The organism is Streptomyces sp. NPDC039462, assembly GCF_055639375.1.
In genome coordinates this window covers 462,959-483,222 of sequence record NZ_JBVKAO010000001.1, presented here as the reverse complement: position 1 = coordinate 483,222, position 20,264 = coordinate 462,959, and the positions used below count along the sequence as shown (strand labels likewise).

The following is a 20,264-nucleotide window of genomic DNA, read 5'->3' as shown; positions in this document are numbered from 1 at the left end:
AGGGCGGGAAACAGGACAGCGAGCGGGGCGACGGCACGGGCAGGGAGACGGGCGAGGGCCTGCGTAGCGGGCGGGAGCCCGTAGCGGATGGGGCGTGGGGCCTGCGGCGGTGGAGGCGGGTCGGGGAGTTGATCGAGGCCGCGCGGGGCATCGATCGCAGGCCCTGGTCCTTCGCCCCGCTGTACGCCGTCGCCCTGGTGCGGAGCGGACGGCGCGCGTCCGCCGTCGCGCTGCTCGGGGACGCCGTCCAGCACGACCCCGCCGACCATCGGGTCACCCACACGCTTGCCGTGGCTCTCCTCAACTCCCCCGCGTCAGAGGGTGGGTGCGCGTGGGAGCGGTGCGTCGCCGCCTGGGCCGCCCTGCTGCACGACGCCGGGTTCTGGGAGCACGTCCTGAGCGCCGCCGGCCGTCGGTACGGCGTCCCCGTCGAGCCCTCCCTCGTACCCGTCCTGCGGGCCGGGTTGCGCGAGGTGCTCGAACAGCGCATGCCCGACGACACCGCCGCCACCCGCGTCGCGCCCGGTCCGCTGCTCCAGCGCGAGGCCGACGCCGCGAAGCTCCTCGCGGCTGTCGGCGGCTTCCCGTCCGCTGGGGGTGGCGGGGCGCCCCTGTTCTGCGGGCCGCTGCGCATCGCGGAACTCGGCAGATCGGCGGAGTTCGGCGCCTTCGCCGCGGCGCAGGGCACGGGGGCCGTGGCGCAGGATGCGGGGTACGTAGCGCAGGATGCAGGGGCCGTGGCGTACGACGCGAGGGTCGTGGCGCAGGGCGCGGGGGCCGTGGCGCACGACGCGACAGCCACGGCGCCGCACCCGGGGGCCCTGGCGCAGAACGCGACAGCCGCAGTGCAGAGCGCAGGGCCTGAGACACAAGGCGCCGCGACCCTAGCGCACGGCACAGGGGGCACAGCGCACGGAGCCGAGGCCGGGGCGTACGGCACAGGGGGCGCAGCCGGGGCCGGGGCGTACGGCACCGAGGGTGCAGCGCACGGAGCCGCAGCCTACGGCACAGGAGTCGCAGCGCACGGGACCGAGGCCGGAGCCGGGGCATACGGCACAGGGGGCGCAGCCGGAGCCGGGGCATACGGCGCCGGAGGCGCAGTGCAAGGTGCCGAGCCCCTGGCAGCGAGCGGCGCCGACATCGCCGCCTCGACCGCGCCACCCCCGCCCCACCCCGGCCCCCTCGCCTTCGCCTTCTCCGAACTCGGGTTCGCGCAGCTTCTGTTGCGGCAGGACAAGGCCGCCGACGCGCTCGCCGCGCTCAGCGAGCTGCGGTGTCCCGAGTGCCGGGCGGCGCGGGGCGGGCCAGGGGCGGGGGCCGTGTGTGAGCCGGGATGTGTGCGCTTCGATGAGCTGAACCCGGGGTACGCGGGGCTCCCGGACAAGCACCGCAGGCTTGCCCTCGACGCGCGCGGGCTGGCCCTGGAGGCGCGGCTCAGCATGGGGCGCGCCGAACTGAGGGAGACCCGCCCCGACTTCGGGGCGGCCGCCGCGTACTGGCGGCGGGCGCTGGTGCACAGCAGGGAGCTGGACCGGTACCGCGAGACGCAGACCGCCATCGTCGACATGGCACTCGGCGCCGCGCGCGACGCACACCGCGCGGGGCGGCTGACCCTCGCCGTGGACACGTTGGACATGACCCGTTCGGTGATCGGGGCCAATGAACGGGGGCGGCTCGAAGGACAGTTGGCGCGGGTACTGGCCGATCGGGGGATCTCCGTCGCCAACGACGACGAGGCGTTGCTCGACCAGCCCGCGGCCGACCTTCGCCGCTCCGTCGCCTTCAACCCGCACCTGCTGCGGGCGCAGGTCAGCCTCGGCGTCGTGCTGCGCGGGCTCGCCCTGGCCCGCTGGAGTTCGGGCAGCCTGTCGGGTGCACGGGCGACCCTGCGCGAGGCCATCGACCAACTCACCGCCGCCCTCACGTACTTCCCGGACGACCCCTACCTCGAAGAGCAGCGGGAAGCCGCCGTCGCCGACCTCGACCACGTCATGTGGCAGCCCGACGAGAGTGGGCAGTGACGGCCGTGCTCACCTACGAGGAACTCCGCATCCGGGTCCGCCCCGTCGGCGCCGCCCGCTATCTCGTGACCGCCAACGGACCGGCGTGCGCAGCCGAGGTCATCGCGGTCGGCGGGGAGCCCGCGGCGTTCCGCGAGCAGTGGGACCGGCTGATCTCGGCGGAGCTCGGCCTCGCGCCGATGGGCGAGCAGCACACCGTGGCGCAGCTGCGGACGCTCGGCCGGGGCGTCTTCCGGCTGCTGTTCGGCGAGGCGGGACCGGTGGAGGAGGACGGTGAGGGCGAGACCGGCGAAGGGGTCGGGGCCCACGTCGGGGCGTGCGTCGACGCGGCGCTCGACCGCGCCCAGCGGATGCGTCCGGCGCGCGGACTCCGGCTCCGCTTCGATCTGCCGCCGGAGCTGCGCGACCTGCCCCTGGAGTCGCTTTGCGCGCCGCCCGGCAGCCCCCAGCAGTCGCTCGCCCTCAGCCACGGCTACTCCCTGGTGCGTTCGCTGGCGGGCGGGCCGCTGGGGCAGCGGCTGCCCGAACCCGCGGACGAGCCGAGCCTGATCCGGCTCCTGGTCGCCTGCGCCTCGCCGCGCGGCCTCGCCCCGTTGCGGGCCGCCGCCGAGGTGGCCGCGCTCCGCCAGGACCTGCCCGAAGTGGCCGTACAGACCACGGTGTTGGAGCGGGCGACGCGCGCGGGCCTGGAGTCGGCGCTCGGGGCGCACTCCGAACTCCCCACGGCCGTGCTGCTGATCGCGCACGGTTCGTACGACCACGAGATCGGCCAGGGCGTGGTGGCCCTGGAGACGGAGACCGGCGGCGTCGACCGGGTGCCCGCCGATCTGCTCAGCGCGATGCTGCTCAAGGCGCGACGACTCCGGCTCGCCGCTCTCAACCTCTGCTCGGGCGCGGACAGTTCGCACCTCGAACCCTTCTCCGGGCTCGCCCAGGCCCTGATCGGCGGGGGTGTGCCCGCCGTGGTGGCGATGCGGGGGCGGGTCAGCGACGTGTCGGCGGGCGTGTTCAGCCCCGAGCTACTGAAGGGCATCGCGACCAACAAGACTGTCGACGAGGCCGTGGCCGCCGCACGGCTGCGCATCTCCCACCAGCCGGAGCACACGGCGGTGGAGTGGGCGACGCCCGCGCTGTTCCTGCACGAGGGGTGCCGACAGGGCTGGCTGTTCAAGGCGCGCGAGGTGCGGGACGACGAGTTCGGTGCAGGGGCGGTGGCGGACCCGCTGCGCGAGGGCGAGGACGCGCTGCGGACCTTCCAGAGCCCCGTCGGCCACGTCGGCTCGACGGTCCTGATCGGCGCGGCCCGCTTCCAGCGCGACCTCGGGCACTGGGGGCAGGTGCTGCGGATCCTGCGGACGGCGACGCGGAGTTACGCCGACGAGCAGCGCCGGATGCGGGCGGAGGCCGCCTTCGAACTGGCCTGGCCCGAGCTGGAGAAGCTGTGCGCGCTGCTCGCCGGGGAGCGGGACGCGGCGGCCGCGGAGGCTCAGTTGGACGTGGTGCGTGAGCTGTTGCCGGGGCCGGTGCCGGGTGCGCTCGCCGCGGAGGTCGCCGGGCTGCGGCGGCTCGCCTCCCTCGTCGCCGAGGCGCGTGCCGCGGAGACGGCCGGCGACTGGACCACGGCCATCGGCCGGTACGAGGAGGTGCTCGCCGCCCGGCCCGGCGGGCTGCGGGACGTGCCGGAGCGGCTCGCGGCGGCACGGGACGAGCTGCACGTCGCCCGCACCTGCGAAGCCGCCGAGCGGGCACGGCAGGCGGGCGACTGGGGCGCCGCGGCCCATGGCTACGCCGCCGTCCTCGCGCTCCGCCCGGCCCACGGCACCGCCACGGCGTGGTCCGCCTATGTGACAGGACGGGCCGCCGAGGAGCGCGCCGACTGGCGTACGGCCGAATCCGCGTACGCGGCGTGCGCGGGGCTCGACGACGCGGCGCCGCGGGCGGCGTACGCGCGGGGGCGGGCGGCGGCGGAGGCCGGGGACTGGCCCGCGGCGCGGGATGCCTTCGCGCAGGCGGGACCCGACCACGGCGCGTGGGTGGCCTACTCCGCGGGGAGGGCGGCCGAGTTGGCTGGCTCGTGGGCCGCGGCGGCCGAGAGCTTCGCGGCCTCGGACGGCTTCCTGGACGGCGGCGTACGGCTGCTGTATGCGCGCGGCTGCGGCGCGGCGGAACAGGGCCGCTTCGGTGCGGCCCTGGCAGACCTGGAGGCGGCGGCCGCGCACGGGTGGCGTGCCGCGGAACCGTTCCTCGGTGACCTGCGCGCGCATGTGTACGAGGCGGCACTCGCCCGGGTGGACGCCGCGGACTGGCCGGCCGCGCTCTCCCACCTCGCCGCCCTGCCGGACGACTTCCGCGCCACCCGCTCTCTGTGGCAGTACGCGCGGGGCCGGTCGGCGGCGGCCGCGAGTGACTGGGCGGCCGCCGCGGAGGCCTTCGCGGAGTGCGGGGGCCCCGGGGCCGCGGAGCACGTCCCTGCCGACGCGCAGGACCTCTGCGCCTACGCCCGGGGACGCCTCCGTCAGGCGGAGGGGCGGTGGGACGAGGCGCTCGCGCTGTTCGGGGGGCTGCCGTCCGAGATGGGGGACGTACCCGACCGGGTGCTGTACTCGCGTGGGCGGGCCGCCGATGCGCGGGGCGAGTGGAACGGCGTCATCGACGGGTTCGGGCGGCTGCCCGACGGTTACGCGGACGGTGAGGTGGGCGTCCGGCGCCTCTACGCACGCGCACGCGTGGCCGCCGATCTGCGCGGCGACTGGTCGGCCGTGCTCAGCCTCCTCACCGGCGTGCCGGACGCGGCGCGAGAGGGCGCGGTGGGCGCCCTGCGCCGGAAGGCCGAGGGCCGGCGTGCGGAGGAGAACGACGACTGGGAGACGGCGTGCGCCATCCACGCCAGGGCCTTCCCGAACGGCCTCCCGAAGCTCCCCGGAGCAGCCGGCCACGAACCCGCCCCGCCATCGCCCGGATCCTCCGGTCACAAAGCCACCCCGGCATCCCCCGGAACCCCCGACCACCAAGCCGCCCCGGCACCTCCCAGCACCCCCAATCACGCAGCCACCCCCCAATCCCCCGCAGCCCCCGCAGCCCCCGCAGCCCCCGCAGCCCCCGACCACGCAACCACCCCCCAACCCCCCGAACCCCCCGACCACGAAGCCCTCCACCTGTACCTCTACGCCCTCGCCCGTACCCACGAGCTCGGGGAGCGGTGGCAGGACGCCCACGACGTCTATCGGGAGATGGACGACGCGTGGGCCGATGTCGGCGTGCGGCGGCGGTATGTGTGGGTGCGCGTCGAGGAGGCGGGGGCCGTGGGGGTCGAGGCCTGGCGGCGGGTCGTCGAGGTGTACGCGGCGCTGGAGCGGGAGGGCGTGCGGGGCGTGGACGTCGCCGCGCGGAGCCGGTACGCGCGCGTGCGGGCCGCCGAGGCCGAGGGGGACTGGGCCGGTGTGGCCGCCGAGGCCGACGCGCTGGGGACCCATCGGGACGCGCCCGCCGTCGCCGCCTACGCCCGCGGCCGCCTCGCCGACGCGCACCAGGAGTGGCAGCGGGCCGCCGACGCCTTCCGGCAGTGCCCCGGGCACCGGGACGCCGACGCCCATCTGGCGTACGCGGAGGGCAGGTTGCTGGAGGCGGCGGGGCGGTGGAGCGCCGCCGTCGCCGCGTACGAGCGGGCGGGCGGCGCCCTGGACCGGGCGGACGTGCGGTGCCGCAGGCTGCGGCGGCTCGTCGGGCTGCTGCCCTGGGCGGACGGGCTGACCGGCGCTCCCCTGGTCGCCGACCCGTTCGCCGTGCGGGACCAGGCGTTCCCGTACCTGGCGCTGCGGGACGCGGGCGTCGACCCCGGCGCCTCCATGGACGTCGTCAAGAACGCCTCGTACGCCCTCCTGGAGCGCGGCTCCATGTCGTGGCACGAGCGGGTCGCCCTGGAGCGGCTGCGGCTGCCGGGGCGGCGGCTTCAGCTCGACGCGCTGCTCTACCGCTGGCACTCCCCCGCCGCGCTGCGGGACGCGCTGGCCGGGCTCTCGCCGGACGACGGGCCCGGCCTCCTCGACGCCTTGTGCGAGCGGTCCCCGCAGGACGCCCCGCTGCTGCTCCTGCTGGCCAGGGACCGGGAGGCGGCCGTCGCCGAGTGGGAGCGGCGGCTGACGGCGGCGCCCGGCGACATGGCCGTGCTGCACGGGCTCGCCGCGGCCCGGCTGTGGCAGGCGCAGGAGCTGGAGCAGAGCGGGGCGTGGGAGCACGCGGTGCGGGCCTGGGAGTCGGCGCTCGCGTACTGGGCGACGCTGCTCAGCGACGACGAGTACTGGGACGGCTGGCGCGCCGAGCGTGCCGCCGCCTACGAACGCGACGTGACGCACGACGACATGGCGTCGCTGCGCTGGGAGCTGAGTCAACACCTCTTCGGGCAGCTGTCGGCGTACGAACAGCGCCACACCGAGCAGGACCGCCCCCAACAGGCGGACGCCTACCCGGCCTTGGCGGCACTTCTGGAGTCCGAGCTGGGCGGCGCGCGGGTCCTCAAGGACGTGGGCGGGCTGCCGTCCGTGCCGGGCGCGGGCGCCACGCTGGCCTGCGGGCCGCGCTATCTGCGGCTGCTCCGCCTCCAGGAGCCGCTCGCGGAGCTGGCCGCGGGTCTCGACGCGGCCGCCCAGCAGGGCAAGGACCCGGGCGAGTACGCGGTGCGTGAACTGCGCTGGGCCTTCTCGGAGTTGGCGCCGAGCTTCACGCTGTCGGAGGTGCGGAAGTTCGAGGCGGCGCTGCGGTCGCTGCCCGCCTTCCGCACCCTGACCACCCTGCCGGAGGACTGCGCAGGGCCCGCGTCGCAGGCGTCGCACCTGGAGGAGTGCGAGCACTGCCAGGACTTCCTGCGGCGCAACCCCGCGTACGTACGGCTGCCGCGGCGGCACGCCCGGCTCCTCCAGGACGGTGTCGAGCTCGCCGTGCACGTCCGGCTCGCCCTCGCGAGGACGGCCCTGACGCGCGGCGACGGCGGGCTCGACGAGGCGTTGGCGCACTGGGGCGAGCTGGTGAAGGTGTCCCGCAACGCCGGGATGCAGGCCCGCTCCAAGAAGGCCGTGATCCGCACGGTGCTCGGCCGGGTCGAGGCGCTCACCGACGAGGACGGCGTGCAGCTCGGCGGCTGTCTCGACGAGGCCGTCACGCTCGTCGAGTCGGCCCTCACCGTCCTGCATCCGCTCGACCGCGACCTGCTCAGTCAACTGCACGCGAAACTCTCCGCGTTGCTGTCCATGCGCGGCGTGTGGCGCGGCTACACCCGCACCAAGCACGGCATGCGCTCCGACATGCACGGCGCGGAGGCCGATCTGCGCCGCGCCCTCGCGCTCAACCCGGAGTCGAGCCACGCCCGCGACAACCTCGCGCGGGCCTTCGTCTTCACGCTCGACGAGCGGACGTACGAGGTGCCCGCGCGCCTGAAGCTGCTCCACGAGGCGCTCGGTCTCCTTGACGTGGGCCTCGGCCAGGCGCTGACGCACCGGTACCGCGAGACGCTCGGCGAGGCCCTCGACGAGATGGAGAAGCTGCTCACCCGGCACCTCGGCGTCGCCGGCATGGGCGCCCTGATCCGCAGCGACGGCCAGGAGGCGCCGCCCGACGACAACGACCTGGCGTCCTGGGCGGCCGAGCTGACCGACCGGGCGGAGCGGGCCCTGCGCCGCGGCGACATCCTGTGGGCCCTGCACCACCTGATCCGCGCCACCCGCGCGGAGCCCACCGACAGCCGGATCAGACGGGCCCTGCTCGACGCCGTGCACCGCTGGCTCGCCGAACTCGCCCCGGAGACCAAGCCACTTGACAACGGAGAAGGAGGCAGCGTCGCGTGATCGAGGACCCTTCCGCCGACGGGGGCGGACCCTCACCCTATGAAGTGCTCGCCCCGGCGGGCGTGACGCCCTGGACGTCCCACAAGGACATGCAGGACGTCTCCTTCGAGCTGCTGGCCCGGCATCTGATGACGCCGGTCACCCAGCAGGCGTGGGACGAGCTGCGGGGCGTACGCCGCAGACTTCTCGTCGACCTGTTCCTGTACGACGTGGACCCGGCCGCCGAACTCCCCCTGGCCCTGGACGACATCGACCGCGCGCTCGCCGCCGAACCGGACACGCCGCCGCGGGACGCGGTGCGCCTCCCGGACGAGCTGCTCGACCTGATCCGGTTCGATGTCTGACCCGACGGCCCGGCTCGCCTACGAGCACGCCCGCGACCTCGCCGCCCGTGATGCCGCGCACCGCGCGCTCACCGAGCGGCTGTTGCTGCGCTGCGCCGACGCCCTCGACTCCTTCGACCGGCTCCTCGCCGACGGCGCGGCGAGCGATGTGGAGACGTACCGCCGCAGCCTCGCGCTGATCGCCGGACAACTGGAGAGGGACCTGGCGGAGGAGGGGCTCGAACGCGTCGGGCACGTGGGTGAGCCGGCCGAACCGGCCACGCACCACATCGTCGAGGTGCGCGCCGCGCCGCCCGGCGCGGCCGCCGACGAGGTCCTGGAGATCGTGCGGCGCGGATGTCGGTACCGGGGGCACGTGCTGCGCGCCGCCCGGGTGGTGGTCGCCGTCGACGGCGGCACTGAGCAAGGGACGGAGCGGGAATGAAGGCCATCGGTATCGATCTCGGCACCACGAACAGCGCGGTCGCCGCCCACGATCCGCACCGCGCGGGCATCGCGGTGCTCACCAACAGCAAGGGCGAGCGGCTGACGCCGTCCGTGGTCGGCGTCATGCACCGCGACGGCAAGGACCAGCCGCTGGTCGGCGAGGACGCGCTGAACTGGGCGGTGCGGCAGCCCAAGGAGACCATCGTCTCCGTCAAGCGCCTGATGGGCAGGGACTTCGCCGACGCGTCGGTGGCGCGGGCGCGCGACCGGATGAGCTACGACATCGTGGCGGGCCCCGACGACGACCCGCGGGCGTACGTGCTGCTCGGCGGGCGCGCCCGCACCCCCGCCGAGATCTCAAGCGTGATCCTGGACAAGCTGGTCAGGGACGCCTCGCGGGTCCTCGGCGAGCCCGTGACGCACGCCGTGATCACCGTGCCCGCCTACTTCCGGGACGCGCAGCGGGCGGCCACGCGCGAGGCCGCCGAGAAGGCGGGCCTGGTGGTGAAGAAGATCGTCGACGAGCCGACGGCGGCCGCGGTCGCCTTCGGCCTGCACAAGCCGGGCGGGGCGCGCAGCCGGGTGCTCGTCTACGACCTGGGCGGCGGCACCTTCGACATCTCGATCCTCAACACGGTCAAGGACCAGGAGGGCCGCAGCCAGTTCCAGGTCCTGCGGGCGGCCGGGGACATCTGGCTGGGCGGCGACGACTTCGACCTGGCGATCGTGGAGCGGATCATCGCGTGGATGCGGGAGGAGCACCACGTGGACCCGGCCGGGGACAAGGGCTTCCTGTTCCAGGCGAAGAAGGCCGCCGAGCGCGCCAAACGGGAGCTGAACGACATGCCCGAGGCGTACATCGTGATCCCGGCGGCGTACCGCAGCGAGAACGGCGTCCTCGACGTCGAGATGAAACTGACGCGCGGCGAGTTCCAGTCGATGATCGCGCCGCTGGTGGCCCGCACCATGGATCTGGTCCAGGAGTCCCTGGCCCGCTACGAACTCTCCACCGACGACATCTCGGACGTGCTGCTGGTGGGCGGCGGCACGCTCACCCGCCCGGTGTACGAGGCGGTCGAGGCGTTCTTCGGCGCGGACAAGGTCCGCAGGAACATCAACCCCATGGAGTGCGTCGCCTTCGGCGCGGGCGTGCTCGCCGAGACGCTGCGCGGCGTCGAGTGCTCGGACCCGGAGTGCGCCAAGGTCAACGAGTACGGGGCGGAGGCCTGCGGAGCCTGCGGCCGCGGCCTGGCCGACGGGCGCTCCAAGGGCGACACCGGGCTGTACGAGTCGACGCCGATGGCGATGGGCATCGCCGCGATCAAGGGCAGCCAGCGCGATGTGTTCGTCGAGATCATCGAGGCCGGCTCGCCCTATCCGCTCTCCGAGCCGCGCCGGCGGACGTTCCACGCGACGGACAGCCGCCGCATCCGCGTGCCGGTCTACGAGGGCGACAGCAAGGTGGCCAGCGAGAACCACGAGCAGGGCGTCGTCGAGTTCGAGCTGCCGCAGGAGATCGAGGTCAACCGCCAGGTGGACGTCTCCTTCAACTACTCGGCGGACCGCATCATCACGGTGAAGATCTCGGTGCGCGGCACGGACATGGTCCACGAGGCGACGCCGAGCCGGGAGAAGCCGCGCACCCCGCCGCCCGAGCCCGTCGAGGAGCTGGACAGCGCGGTGCTGCGCGAGCAGCTGGGCTACGCCGAGCGGGAGGCCGACCACTTCCTGAAGCGGTACGGGCCCTACATCGAGCCGGTGCAGGCGATGAAGGTGCGCCGCGACATCGAGCAGGCGAAGCGGGCGGTCGCGATGGGCGACAGCGGCGAGTACAAGCGCCTCACCGAGCTGCTGCTCGACGACATGTACCGGCAGTGCGGTCTGGCCAGCCAGTTCCGGCAGGCCGAACTCGCCTCCGAGGGCGCCCCGCCGGAGACGGTCCGGCAGATCAACGAAGCGGTGGAGTACGTCAAACAGGCCCACCGGCAGGGCAACAGCGTCGGCACCGCCCAGCAGGCCCGCAACCTCGTGAACCTGGTCGCGGTCGCCCAGTCCGAGCGGGCCGTGCCGACGCTCCCCGACAAGCCGGACTACGAAGGCATCCTGCGGTTCGCCGAAGAGACGGCGGGCGGATGACACAGGCGCGGCCCTCGGCGGGGGAGGCGGCCCCCGTCAGCCTCGGCATCGACTTCGGCGCCACGGGCATCCGCGCGCTCCACGCGCTGCCGAACGGGCCGGGGCGGCGGCTCGACGCGGAGTGGGGCGACGGGCCGTGGCTGCTGTGCGAGCCGACCGACATGGGCGAGCTGCCCGTGACCTTCCCGAGCCTCAAGAGCCACCTGGGCAGCGGCCGTCCGGTGCACGTCGGGGGAAAGCCGGTCGACGCGGACCGGGTCGTGGTGCGCCTGCTGCGGTCGGTGCGGGAGCGGGTGGAGGCGGCGGCGCCGGGGCGCGTGGCACAGACGGTGATCAGTGTGCCCGCGCGCTTCGGCTCGGCGCAGCGGGCGGCGCTGCGGGACGCGGCGCGCGAGGCGGGCCTCGACCCGGCGCGGCTCGTCAGCGACTCCATGGCCGCGGTGATCGGCCACATGACGGACCGGGACAGCGGCACCTGCCTGGTCTACGGCATGGGGTACGAGGGGTACGAACTCGGCCTGATCCGCAGTGTCCGCGGCCACTTCCGCTCCCTCGGCTACGAGGGCGGGGCGACATCGGGAGGGCGCGCCTTCGACGCGGAGACGCTGTCGTCGGCGGTGCGGCTGCTGCGCAGGCACCGTGGCGCGGCCTCGGTCACCGGGGTCGACCCGGCCGTCTGGCAGGGCCTTCGCGCGCGCGGGCAGGAGGCGCGGGAGGCGCTCGGCGCGCCGGGCGGCCCGGAGGCGGCCGTGGTCGACCTGGATCTGGGCGCCGGGCCCGCGCTGTGGGTGCGGTTCGCGCGGCCCGACCTCGACGCGTACCTGGACCGGCACGTGGGGCGCACCCTCGACCGGGCGCAGGCCCTGCTCGACCAGTCGGGGATGACGTCGGCGGACGTGGACACGCTGCTGCTCGTGGGCGGCAACACCCGTATGGAGCAGGTTCGTTCACGGGTCGCGGGGCTCGGCGGGCAGAGCGTGCAGGCACCGCCCGAACTCCTCGCGCTCGGCGCCCTGAAGCACGCGGTGCGCCTCGCGGGCGGCGCGGCGTCCGCGGGCCCCGCCGCCCTGGAGGAGGGCCCGCTGGAACCCTCCGGCTCGTCCCACGACACCCTCTCCGACGCACCGCCGCTCACGGCGACGCTGGTGGGGCTGGAGGAACGGGGGGGTGCGCGCGGGGGCGACGCTTCGGGGGGTTCACGGGGCGAGGCTGGGGCGAGGACCGGTGAGGTACGGGAATCGGGTGACGTACGGGGTTGGGGTGCCCTGCGCGAGTCGGGTGCCGGACGGGGGGGTGCCGTACATGAGCCGGGTGCCGGACCGGACACGGGTGCCGGACGGGACGCAGGTGTCGGACGCGACCCGCGTGCCGGACGTGATTCCGGTGCCGGACACGACCTCGGCGCCGGACGCGACGCAGGTGCCGGACGGGACACAGGTGCCGGACGCGACCCGCGTGCTCGACGTGATCCCGGTGCCGGACACGACCCCGGCGCCGGACACGGTCCGGATGTTGTGGGTGAGGTGCGTGTCGGGCGGGATGTGCGGCAGGCGCGGATGTTGGTTCGGCAGGGGCGGGAGGGCGAGGCGGCCGCATTGCTGCGGGAGATCATCGCGGAGGCGCGGGAGTTGCTGGACGACCTGAACCGGCGTCCCCCACCGCCGCCGCCCGATCCCGCGCCGCCCGCCCCCGACACCGCCCCGCTCACCAGGAACGACCCCTTCTCCGCGACCGACCCCTTCCCCTCGACCGGCCCGCCCCCGTCGCCGCCCGCCGGGCCCACCTCAGGACCGGCCCTCGACCACGTCTCGCGGCGCCGGCTCGCCCGCGCCCGGGCCCTCCTGTCGCTCGGCCGGTACGACCACGCCGTGCAGGCCGCGCACCTCGCGTGGCAGGACGCGGCGACCAGACCGACCGGCGCCGACATGCTGGACGCGATGATCGACGTGCACTGCGCGGCCGCGATGGCGGACATGGCGCCCGAGCACTTCGCCGACGCCGAGCGGTGGCTCAACTGCGCGTACAACCACGATCCGACGAACGTGCGCGTACGCGGCCTGCTCGCCGAGCGCACCTTCCGGCACGCCGTGGAACTGGACCGGCGCGGTGCGCGGGATGAGGCGATAGAGGCCCTGGGGAAGTGCCTCACGTGGGATCCTGAACACGCCGAAGCGGATGCGCTGTTGCGGCGATTGAACCGTGACGGCAGGAACCGGCGCGGCAGGGGGGACGTCCTCGGGCAGAGACCCCTCGATCCGCCCCCATGAAGCACTCCACAAGCACGCCGTAAGCCAGGCCCGTACGCCAGGGAGGGTTCCGTTTGACGCCCGCACAACTGCTCGACAAAGCCTTGGTCGTCAAGGAGTTGCGGCGGCTGGCGGTCCTGCCCGCGCTCGCGCCGCGATCGGCCGAACTGTCCGTGCTGCACCAGGACTTGAGCTCCGGCAACCAGCTCGACCGGTGGGCGGAGATCGACCTCGTCCAGGCCTATGTACGCCCGGAGAGCGTCCGGGTCTCCCCCGACCGGCGGCCGGGGCGGCACGACCGCCTGCTGGAGGCGGCCCTCGGTGTGCTCGTCTTCGTACCGCTGCTGATCACCTGGTTCGGTCTCCGGGAGGCCGTGCGCGCGTACGGGGAACTCGCGAAGGAGGACCCCGAGCAGTCCACGCGACCCTTCCTCCAGCTGTGGCAGTCCGGCTTCGGCGGGCACCTCTCGTCGCTCGGGCGCTTCGAGAACGTGGCGCTGATGGCAGTCCTCCTGATCGCCCTGCTCGTGGGGCTCTCCGTGTGGCACGCGCGCGTGCGGGTGCGCTCCGAGCGTGCCGAGGACGCGCAGGAGGCGACACAGGACCGGCTGCTCGCGGAGCTGGCGTCGGTGCTCACGCGCACGCAGATGCTGCTCGCGTCGCACCGCAGCGCGTCGCCGCAGCAGTTCACCGCGGAGCTCACGAAGGCCGCCCTGAAGATGCAGCAGCTGACGAACAAGGCGGAGCGGAGCCACAACGCGCTCACCGGCGCCACGACCTCCGTCAGCCAGGCCACCGACGCGCTCAAGCAGGCCGCGCAGTCCCTGACGAAGGAGGTGCCGAAGCTCGGCGACGCGGCGGACCGCATCAACACCACGCTGCGCACCGGCGCGGAGGAGACCGCCAAGGCGGGCCGGGCCAACGCGCTCGCGGCCCGCGGGATCGCCGACCACGTCAAGACGGCGGGCGACACGGTCGAGGCGTCCCTGAAGGCCCTCGTCGCGGCCCAGCAGTCGCTCGTCGCGAAGTCCGAGTCGGTGGCGAAGGCGACCGAGCTGGCCTCGCAGGCCCTGGTGACGAGCACGGGGCGCACGGGTGACGCGGTGGACGGCATGCGTGAGGCCACGGAGCGCTGGGACGCGGCGGCGGCCCACTGGCAGGACGCGGCCGCCCGCCTCGACGCCCGCATGGGCACGCTGGCGGGCGCACTGCCTCCGCTGTCGCCGCGGAGCGGGACGTACGGCGGGGGTGACGGGGCGTACGTCGGGGGCAGCGCGGCCTACGACGGGACGTACGCGGCGTACGGGACCCACGGCGTGGGCGACGGGGCCTCCGGCAGCAACGGCGGCTCCATGAACGGTGGGGGCGGCCGCCCGTCCCACGCGGCATCCGCCGCCGGCCCCTGGCCCGCCGAGGGGACTTCGGTGCCCGCGCCGAGCCCGTCCGTCGACACGCCACTGCGCCCGCCACTGGACACGCCGGTCGACCCACCCCTGGACCCGCCGTCGGACACGCCCCTCGATCCCCCGACGACACGCCTGCCGCCGCCCCGGCCGCAGGACGGAGGCGCCGCGTGAGCCGAGGCGGCCGGAGCCGGCCGCGGCGCGGCGGCCGGCCCGGGGTCGTCGTGCTCGCGGGGTGGCTCTTCGCCGATCTGCTGCTCGTGCTCGCGCTGGTGTCGATGGCCGACCGGCCCGACCCCCAGGCAGACGACCGGCCCGAGCCCCGCCCCTCCAAGAGCGGTTCGGCCACCCCCACCCCGACGGGACCGCGTGCCGTGGACCGCCACCCCCGGGAGTTCGAGGTGGCGGGCCGGAAGAAGGGCGACCTCGTCGGGCAGATCAGGAAGGACACCCGCAAGTGGGCGGGGCGCGAGGCCGCGCTCGTCCTCACCTTCGGCGGCAGTTCGAACGGCACGGCCTACGCCCACCGCGTCAACGGCCTGCTCGGCAAGGCCCGTCCGGAGATGTTCACCAGGAAGACGGCGACGGACGACTATCACAGCCTCGGCAAGCGCGCGGAGACCGCGGTGGTCCGCGTCTACTTCTACACCGCGCCGGGCGGCTGAGCCATGGCGGTCCTGCGTCCCGGCGAGCACCCGAAGGCGAGCGGCGCGCGCCCGCCGCTGCCCGTCCTGCCCCGCTGCCCCGGCCTGCGCGGTTACGTCCAGCTGCACGACGCGATCCGGCAGTTGAACTTCCGGCACGCGGCGGACGCCCTGCGCGCGCCCACCCCCGCCCCCGCGCACGACGCCGTCTTCGGCACGCTCCCCAAGGCCCGCACGGACGACGGCTTCCGCGTCCTCGACGGGCTCTGGTTCCCCGGCCGCGGCGGCCTCTGGCACCGCGTCGACCTGCCCTTCGTCCGGCGGGCGCGCGGTCAGTGGCTGTCCTCGTCGGATCCGCGCGCCGACACCGTGGCGGCCGTGGTGGACACGCTGGAGACCCTGGTGCGGGACGACGCCATGGGGCTGCGGCGCCTGATCCTGTGGGAGGTGTGCTGCCTCCTCAGGGACGGCGGCGAGCGGCCCGGTGAGGCCGAGGCCGTCGCCCTCGGCGTGCACCGCAGCGAGGCGGGGCTGCTCGCCGCGGCCGTCGCCGCCGGGTTCCCCGCGACCGGTCCCGCCCGACACGCCGCCGAGACCCTGAACGACGTGTGGCCCGGTGTGCGGCTGCGCGCGGCGGAACGGCTCGTGGCTCGGCTCCCGCGCGCGTCCGAATACCCCGACGGACCGGCCGACCACCGCCTTGCCGCACTCGTCGACGGCATCCGCGCGCGGGCCGACGAGGTCGGGCGGCTCGCCGCCGACGCCGCCGCGGCCGAGGCCACCGGCGCGTGGCGCACGGCCGCCGACGCCTGGCTGGGCGCGCTGCGTCTGGCCAGGGACGACCCGGAGGCCCAGGCGGGCCTGCTGCGCGTGGCCGCGCTCCTCGCCGACGACCCCTTCGCCCCCGCAGGGCCGCGGGTGACGGCCGTGACCGACGACCGTGCCGTACGCCTGTCCTGGTGCGCGCCCGAGCGCGGCGGCCGCCCCGACGACGTCTCGTACCGCGTGCTCCGCTTCCCCGACGGCGCCCCGCACCTGGCCGTCGAGACGGCTGCGGGCGAGACGGGCCTCGACTCCGTCGACGCGGACGCGCCCGTCGGCCGGCCCCTCCGCTACGCCGTCGTCCCGCTGCGCGGGGAGCGCCTCGCCGGTGTGCCGCGCGTGACCGCCCCGGTGCTGCTCACCCCGGTGGTGACGGAGGCGCGCGCCGCCGTCGTGCCGGGCGGGCTGCGGCTGCGGTGGCGGCCCGACCCGGCGGCGGCCGAGGTGCGGGTGACGCGGTCGGGGACCGGGGCGGAGACCGGCGGCTGGGGCGAGTCGTCGTTGGTGCGGGTGCCGTGCGCACACGACCGGGTGCTCGACGTGCCGCTCGCCCCGGGCACGTACACGTACGAAGTGCGCTGCGGCTACCGCGACCCGGACGGCGACCTCGTCTGGTCCCGCGGCGTGACCGTCACCGCCCGCGCCGAGCAGTGGCCGTCACCGGTGGAGGAGCTGACCGTGCGGCGGCACGTGGACGGCGAGCGGGTGACCATTGCCTGGCGGCCGCCCGCACTCGGCGACGGGCTGCTCCTGCCGTGGACGGCGGGCCCCGTCGAGCCGGGCACGGACGTCTCCGACATCGTGGGTCTCGTGGACCGGATCCCGGCGACCGCGGTGGGCGCGGAGTCCCACGTCGAGCTGGTGCCCGCGCCCGAGCAGCGGGTCCGGGTCACGGCGGTGAGCGTGCTGGGCGAGCGGGCCGTGTCGGGCCCCAGCGTCATCATCGAACACCCGGCGCGGATCGGCGTGTTGACGGCCCGCAGGGTCGCCGACGACCGGGCCGAGCTGCACTTCGACTGGCCGGAGCCGGCGGTCCTGGTGCGCGCCGCGTGGACCGACGGGCGGCGGGGCGGGGAACAGCGCGTCGCGCGCAGCACCCACCGTGCCGGACACCCCGTCGTCATCCCCGTCCCGGCCACGGAGTGCACCGTCACGGTGACCCCGCTCCCCCGCCCCGACGCGGTGGCGATCACCCCCGCCCCGGCCGTCACCACCGTGCCCGCGGCGCCCCCGCCACCGCCGCCTCCTCCGCCGCCGCCCGCCCTGTCCCGCTGGACCACCTGGTGGCGTCGGCACTGGCGCCGCCGACGCCCCTGAGAGCAGGGCGGGGGCTGTCTCACCGGGCGAAACGCTCGGTCATTCCTTCACCACCGCCTCCGTGCCCCCGCCGAACTCGATGAGGAGGCCCGTGCGGAGGGCGATGGTCTTGCCGGGGTCGACGTCCCGTACCGTGCCGTCGTCCTTGCGGGCCGTCCAGACGGACTTGGTGCGGTTGGTGAGGCCGAACCTGCCGCGCTGCTGCGGGTGTTCGGTGACCTCGCCGACCACGGCGGAGAAGTCGTGGCGGTCGGGGTCGTCGCGCAGGTGGTGGGCGTAGACGCGGGCGCTCGGGGCGAGGCGGATGCCGCGCCGGGTGCGGAGCGAACCGGTGCCGGTGACCAGTTCGAGGCGGGGCGGCAGCGTCAGGGTGGTGCGGCACTTCCAGCAGTGGGGCGGCGCGCCGTCGGGCTGGGTGAGGTTCTGCTTGCCGCAGGTGCCGCACTGGGTGATGGCGTCGAGGACCTGGCTGAGCGCGTCGCGCCACACCGTCTCGCGCACCCGCTGCGTGGGGTTGCTCAGGCCCTTGGTGAACGTGTGGACGAACAGGTCGCGCAGGATCTGCGGCAGCGCGCCCCACGTCGCCACGACGGTCGGCTGCTCGCCGGGCACCGGGCGGTTGCGGGTGTCGGACGGGTCGTAGACGAAGACCGGGTCGGTGCCGTACAGCCTGCGTTTGGCGGCCTCGTCCATGCAGCGGATGTTCAGGGCGAGGGCGCCGTTGAACGGGTGGTCGTTCATCAGGAGCAGGAAGAGCAGCACGGCCAGGGAGTGCAGGTCGGTCTGGGTGCCGGGCTCCTTGCCCTTGTCGCCGCGGACCAGCTCCGGCGCCATGAAGTCCATGGTGCCCGCGACGGCGGCCTCGGCGCCCTCCACGACGGCGTTGTCGTTGTCGCAGATCAGGACGTCGCCGGTGCGCGGGTCGAAGAAGATGTTGCCCCAGTTGATGTCGCGGTAGGCGATGCCCCGGGAATGCAGGGCGCGGTAGGCCTCGACGGTGTGCAGCGCCACCGTCACCAGGGTGCGCATCGTCGCGGACGCCACCGACGGGTCGCGGCGGAAGAGCGCGGGCAGGTCGCAGAAGCGCGCGGGCCGTACGTCCATGAGGTAGCCGAAGCCGGGCTGCTTGCCCTCGGGGTCCATCACGATGGAGCGGGGCCACAGGAAGCGGGGGTCGTCCCAGCCCTTGGCGATGAGCCCTTCGAGGATCTCCCGCTGGCGGGCGTCCGCCAGCTGGGGGTAGTACCACTTGACCGCGCGGTCCCCGGTGGCCGTCTGGACGCGGTAGACCTCGCCCTGGCCGCCCGAGCCGAAGAGGTCGGCGACCTTGAGCTTCTCCCCCGACTCGGCCACCAGGGTCTTCCCGGCGGCGAGCATGCCGTTCACCATTCTGTTTCTGTTCCTCTCTGCGCTCAGGGCTGCTGCCCTCGCGGTTCGTCGCTGCGCTGTGGGGGCACCGCTATGGCGCCCACGAGGGTCGTGTCGTCCCCGGAGTACTTGGCGGCCCGCCCGAGCCAGTCCGGGAGCTGGGCCTGCACCGCCGCCACGCCCTGTCCCGCGGCGCGGTCGCCGAGGCCGGTGGCGAAGTCCAGGAACCCCTGGTGGTCGGCGAAGCTCTTGGAGAGCCCGTCGGTGGAGAGCAGCACGCACGGCGGCGCGCCGCCGGTGAAGGGCTGCCAGTGCGACCGCATCTTGCGCCAGGGCTCCGGCTCGCAGAGCGAGTCGGTCTCGTCGCCCATGTCGGGTCCGGTGGAGAGCGGGGTGTGCGGGACACCGCGGTCGTCGACGAGCACGATGTCGCCGTCTCCCAACTGCCAGCAGAACAACGTGTGTTCGGTCAGTACGGCACCGATGAGGGTGCTGCCGTACGCGGCGAGGTCGGGGGCCTGCGGGCGAGCGCCGCGGCCGGTCCTGTCCTTCGCCGCGAGCGGCCGGGCGCCGTGGGCGGGCGAGTTGCTGTCGTACAGGACGGCGCGCTCGCGCCAGCGGTGCCCCACCTGCTGCGGCAGCCGCCGGGCCTCCTCCCGCAGCGCGGACCACCCGGCCGCGTCGGCGCCGACGCGGGCGGCCTCGCGCGCGAAGGCCTCCGCGCACCGGGTGAACTCCTCGACCGCCCAGTACGCGCCGAGGTCGCTGCGGAAGTGCGCGGCGCTGCCGTGCCCGTCGGCGACCGCGAGGACGGCCGCACGGCCCCCGGCCACCGGCAGGGCGGCACCGCGGTCCTGGCTGTACTTCTTCGCCACTCCCTTGACCGCGCCGCTGAGCAGCGCCCAGGGCCCGGCCGCCGCGGGCCCCGGCCCGGTCGTCGTCTCCGGTCCGGTCACCAGATGTCGTCTTCGCCCTTGGTCATCGACGGCACGTCGAGCGGCGTCGCGGGCTTCGCGCCGTCGTCGACCTTGGGGGTGGAGGCGTCCTTGACGACCGCGGTGGACATCCAGCGGATGGCGGCGGCGAGCTGGCGCGGGTTCTTCGCCTGCAGGGGCTCCAGTTCGGGGTTGCCGAGGAACTCCTTGAGCATGCTCTTGTCGGCGTCGTCGCCGATGGCCACCGCGACGCGGACGGCCCGCTTGCCCCACGGTGTGCCGTCGATGGCGCGCAGTCCGGCCCGCCAGTCGTCGGTGGGCTGCCCGTCCGAGGCGAGCGCGAGCACGGGCGGCAGGGCGCGCTGCGGCATCGGCGGGGTCTGGAGCGCGCCGGCCGCCAGCTTGAAGGCGGCGCCCATGTCCGTGCCGCCGTAGATGTGGACGTCCTCCCAGGTGAACCGGTCGACCGGGGTGGCATCACCGACGTGCCAGCTGGCGCCGCTCGCGAAGGTGATGGCGCGCACGAGGAGGGACGCGGCGGGGTTGGACTGGGCGGCCTGCTGCATCTCGGGGATGGCTTCGCGGATGGCGAAGTTCAGTTCGCCGATCTTGCCGTTCACCCCCATGGAGCCCGAGCAGTCGAGCATCCAGATGAAGTGCACGGGGCGGCTCGCCATACTGCCGCCGGGGAAGTTGTCGACGACGGTCTCGCTGGTGTCGCTCACACTGGTCCTTTCGTGGGGTGTCGGTAACTCGCTCAGCTCT

12 protein-coding genes are annotated in these 20,264 nt (G+C 74.9%); 9 read left to right on the top strand and 3 right to left on the bottom strand.

The features are described 5' to 3' along the window. Positions 1 to 128: 128 nt before the first annotated feature. From ACZ7LU_RS01915 to ACZ7LU_RS01875, 9 genes are read left to right on the top strand one after another with little or no spacing between them, the layout of a single operon-like run. Complete coding sequence (locus ACZ7LU_RS01915) at positions 129 to 2,021, top strand: hypothetical protein (protein ID WP_471915368.1); 1,893 nt, start codon at positions 129 to 131, stop codon at positions 2,019 to 2,021. Next, on the top strand, positions 2,018 to 7,858 hold the full coding sequence (locus ACZ7LU_RS01910) for a CHAT domain-containing protein (protein WP_471915367.1): 5,841 nt from the start codon (positions 2,018 to 2,020) through the stop codon (positions 7,856 to 7,858). The genes ACZ7LU_RS01915 and ACZ7LU_RS01910 overlap by 4 nt, the downstream gene beginning before the upstream one ends. Continuing rightward, positions 7,855 to 8,202, top strand: coding sequence for a hypothetical protein (locus ACZ7LU_RS01905; RefSeq protein ID WP_398305877.1), 348 nt, complete (start codon positions 7,855 to 7,857; stop codon positions 8,200 to 8,202). The genes ACZ7LU_RS01910 and ACZ7LU_RS01905 overlap by 4 nt, the downstream gene beginning before the upstream one ends. Then, entirely contained in the window at positions 8,195 to 8,626 is a 432-nt protein-coding gene (locus ACZ7LU_RS01900) for a nucleotide exchange factor GrpE (RefSeq protein WP_471915366.1), read from the top strand. The genes ACZ7LU_RS01905 and ACZ7LU_RS01900 overlap by 8 nt, the downstream gene beginning before the upstream one ends. Then, positions 8,623 to 10,764 carry an Hsp70 family protein gene (locus ACZ7LU_RS01895; protein ID WP_398305871.1) on the top strand — a complete coding sequence of 714 codons (2,142 nt, stop codon included), beginning with the start codon at positions 8,623 to 8,625 and terminating at the stop codon, positions 10,762 to 10,764. The genes ACZ7LU_RS01900 and ACZ7LU_RS01895 overlap by 4 nt, the downstream gene beginning before the upstream one ends. Next, positions 10,761 to 13,031 (top strand): Hsp70 family protein, encoded by a 2,271-nt coding sequence (locus ACZ7LU_RS01890; protein ID WP_471915365.1) that lies wholly within the window; start codon positions 10,761 to 10,763, stop codon positions 13,029 to 13,031. Before ACZ7LU_RS01895 ends, ACZ7LU_RS01890 begins: the two co-directional genes overlap by 4 nt. A gap of 53 nt (positions 13,032 to 13,084) precedes the next feature. After that, positions 13,085 to 14,587, top strand: coding sequence for a hypothetical protein (locus ACZ7LU_RS01885; protein ID WP_471915364.1), 1,503 nt, complete (start codon positions 13,085 to 13,087; stop codon positions 14,585 to 14,587). Continuing rightward, positions 14,584 to 15,078 carry a hypothetical protein gene (locus ACZ7LU_RS01880; protein ID WP_471915363.1) on the top strand — a complete coding sequence of 165 codons (495 nt, stop codon included), beginning with the start codon at positions 14,584 to 14,586 and terminating at the stop codon, positions 15,076 to 15,078. The genes ACZ7LU_RS01885 and ACZ7LU_RS01880 overlap by 4 nt, the downstream gene beginning before the upstream one ends. Before the next feature lie 3 nt (positions 15,079 to 15,081). Continuing rightward, positions 15,082 to 17,196 (top strand): hypothetical protein, encoded by a 2,115-nt coding sequence (locus tag ACZ7LU_RS01875; RefSeq protein WP_471915362.1) that lies wholly within the window; start codon positions 15,082 to 15,084, stop codon positions 17,194 to 17,196. A 39-nt stretch (positions 17,197 to 17,235) separates the two neighbouring features. Here the strand turns inward: ACZ7LU_RS01875 and ACZ7LU_RS01870 are convergent, their stop codons facing one another. Genes ACZ7LU_RS01870 through ACZ7LU_RS01860 form a run of 3 tightly spaced genes read right to left on the bottom strand, consistent with a single transcriptional unit; the run spans position 17,236 to position 20,176 of the window. Continuing rightward, positions 17,236 to 18,585, bottom strand: a complete 1,350-nt coding sequence (locus tag ACZ7LU_RS01870; RefSeq protein WP_471915361.1) for a protein kinase domain-containing protein — start codon at positions 18,583 to 18,585, stop codon at positions 17,236 to 17,238. Positions 18,586 to 18,608: 23 nt separating this feature from the next. After that, positions 18,609 to 19,520, bottom strand: coding sequence for a protein phosphatase 2C domain-containing protein (locus tag ACZ7LU_RS01865; protein ID WP_470978244.1), 912 nt, complete (start codon positions 19,518 to 19,520; stop codon positions 18,609 to 18,611). After that, on the bottom strand, positions 19,517 to 20,176 hold the full coding sequence (locus ACZ7LU_RS01860) for a tellurium resistance protein (RefSeq protein ID WP_398306065.1): 660 nt from the start codon (positions 20,174 to 20,176) through the stop codon (positions 19,517 to 19,519). The genes ACZ7LU_RS01865 and ACZ7LU_RS01860 overlap by 4 nt, the downstream gene beginning before the upstream one ends. Positions 20,177 to 20,264: the final 88 nt, after the last annotated feature.

Coding starts and splice junctions, on each gene's coding strand:
- ACZ7LU_RS01900 (WP_471915366.1), top strand. CDS start 8,195: ATGTCTGACCCGACGGCCCGGCTCGCCTACGAGCACGCCCGCGACCTC.
- ACZ7LU_RS01895 (WP_398305871.1), top strand. CDS start 8,623: ATGAAGGCCATCGGTATCGATCTCGGCACCACGAACAGCGCGGTCGCC.
- ACZ7LU_RS01890 (WP_471915365.1), top strand. CDS start 10,761: ATGACACAGGCGCGGCCCTCGGCGGGGGAGGCGGCCCCCGTCAGCCTC.
- ACZ7LU_RS01875 (WP_471915362.1), top strand. CDS start 15,082: ATGGCGGTCCTGCGTCCCGGCGAGCACCCGAAGGCGAGCGGCGCGCGC.
- ACZ7LU_RS01870 (WP_471915361.1), bottom strand. CDS start 18,585: ATGGTGAACGGCATGCTCGCCGCCGGGAAGACCCTGGTGGCCGAGTCG.
- ACZ7LU_RS01860 (WP_398306065.1), bottom strand. CDS start 20,176: ATGGCGAGCCGCCCCGTGCACTTCATCTGGATGCTCGACTGCTCGGGC.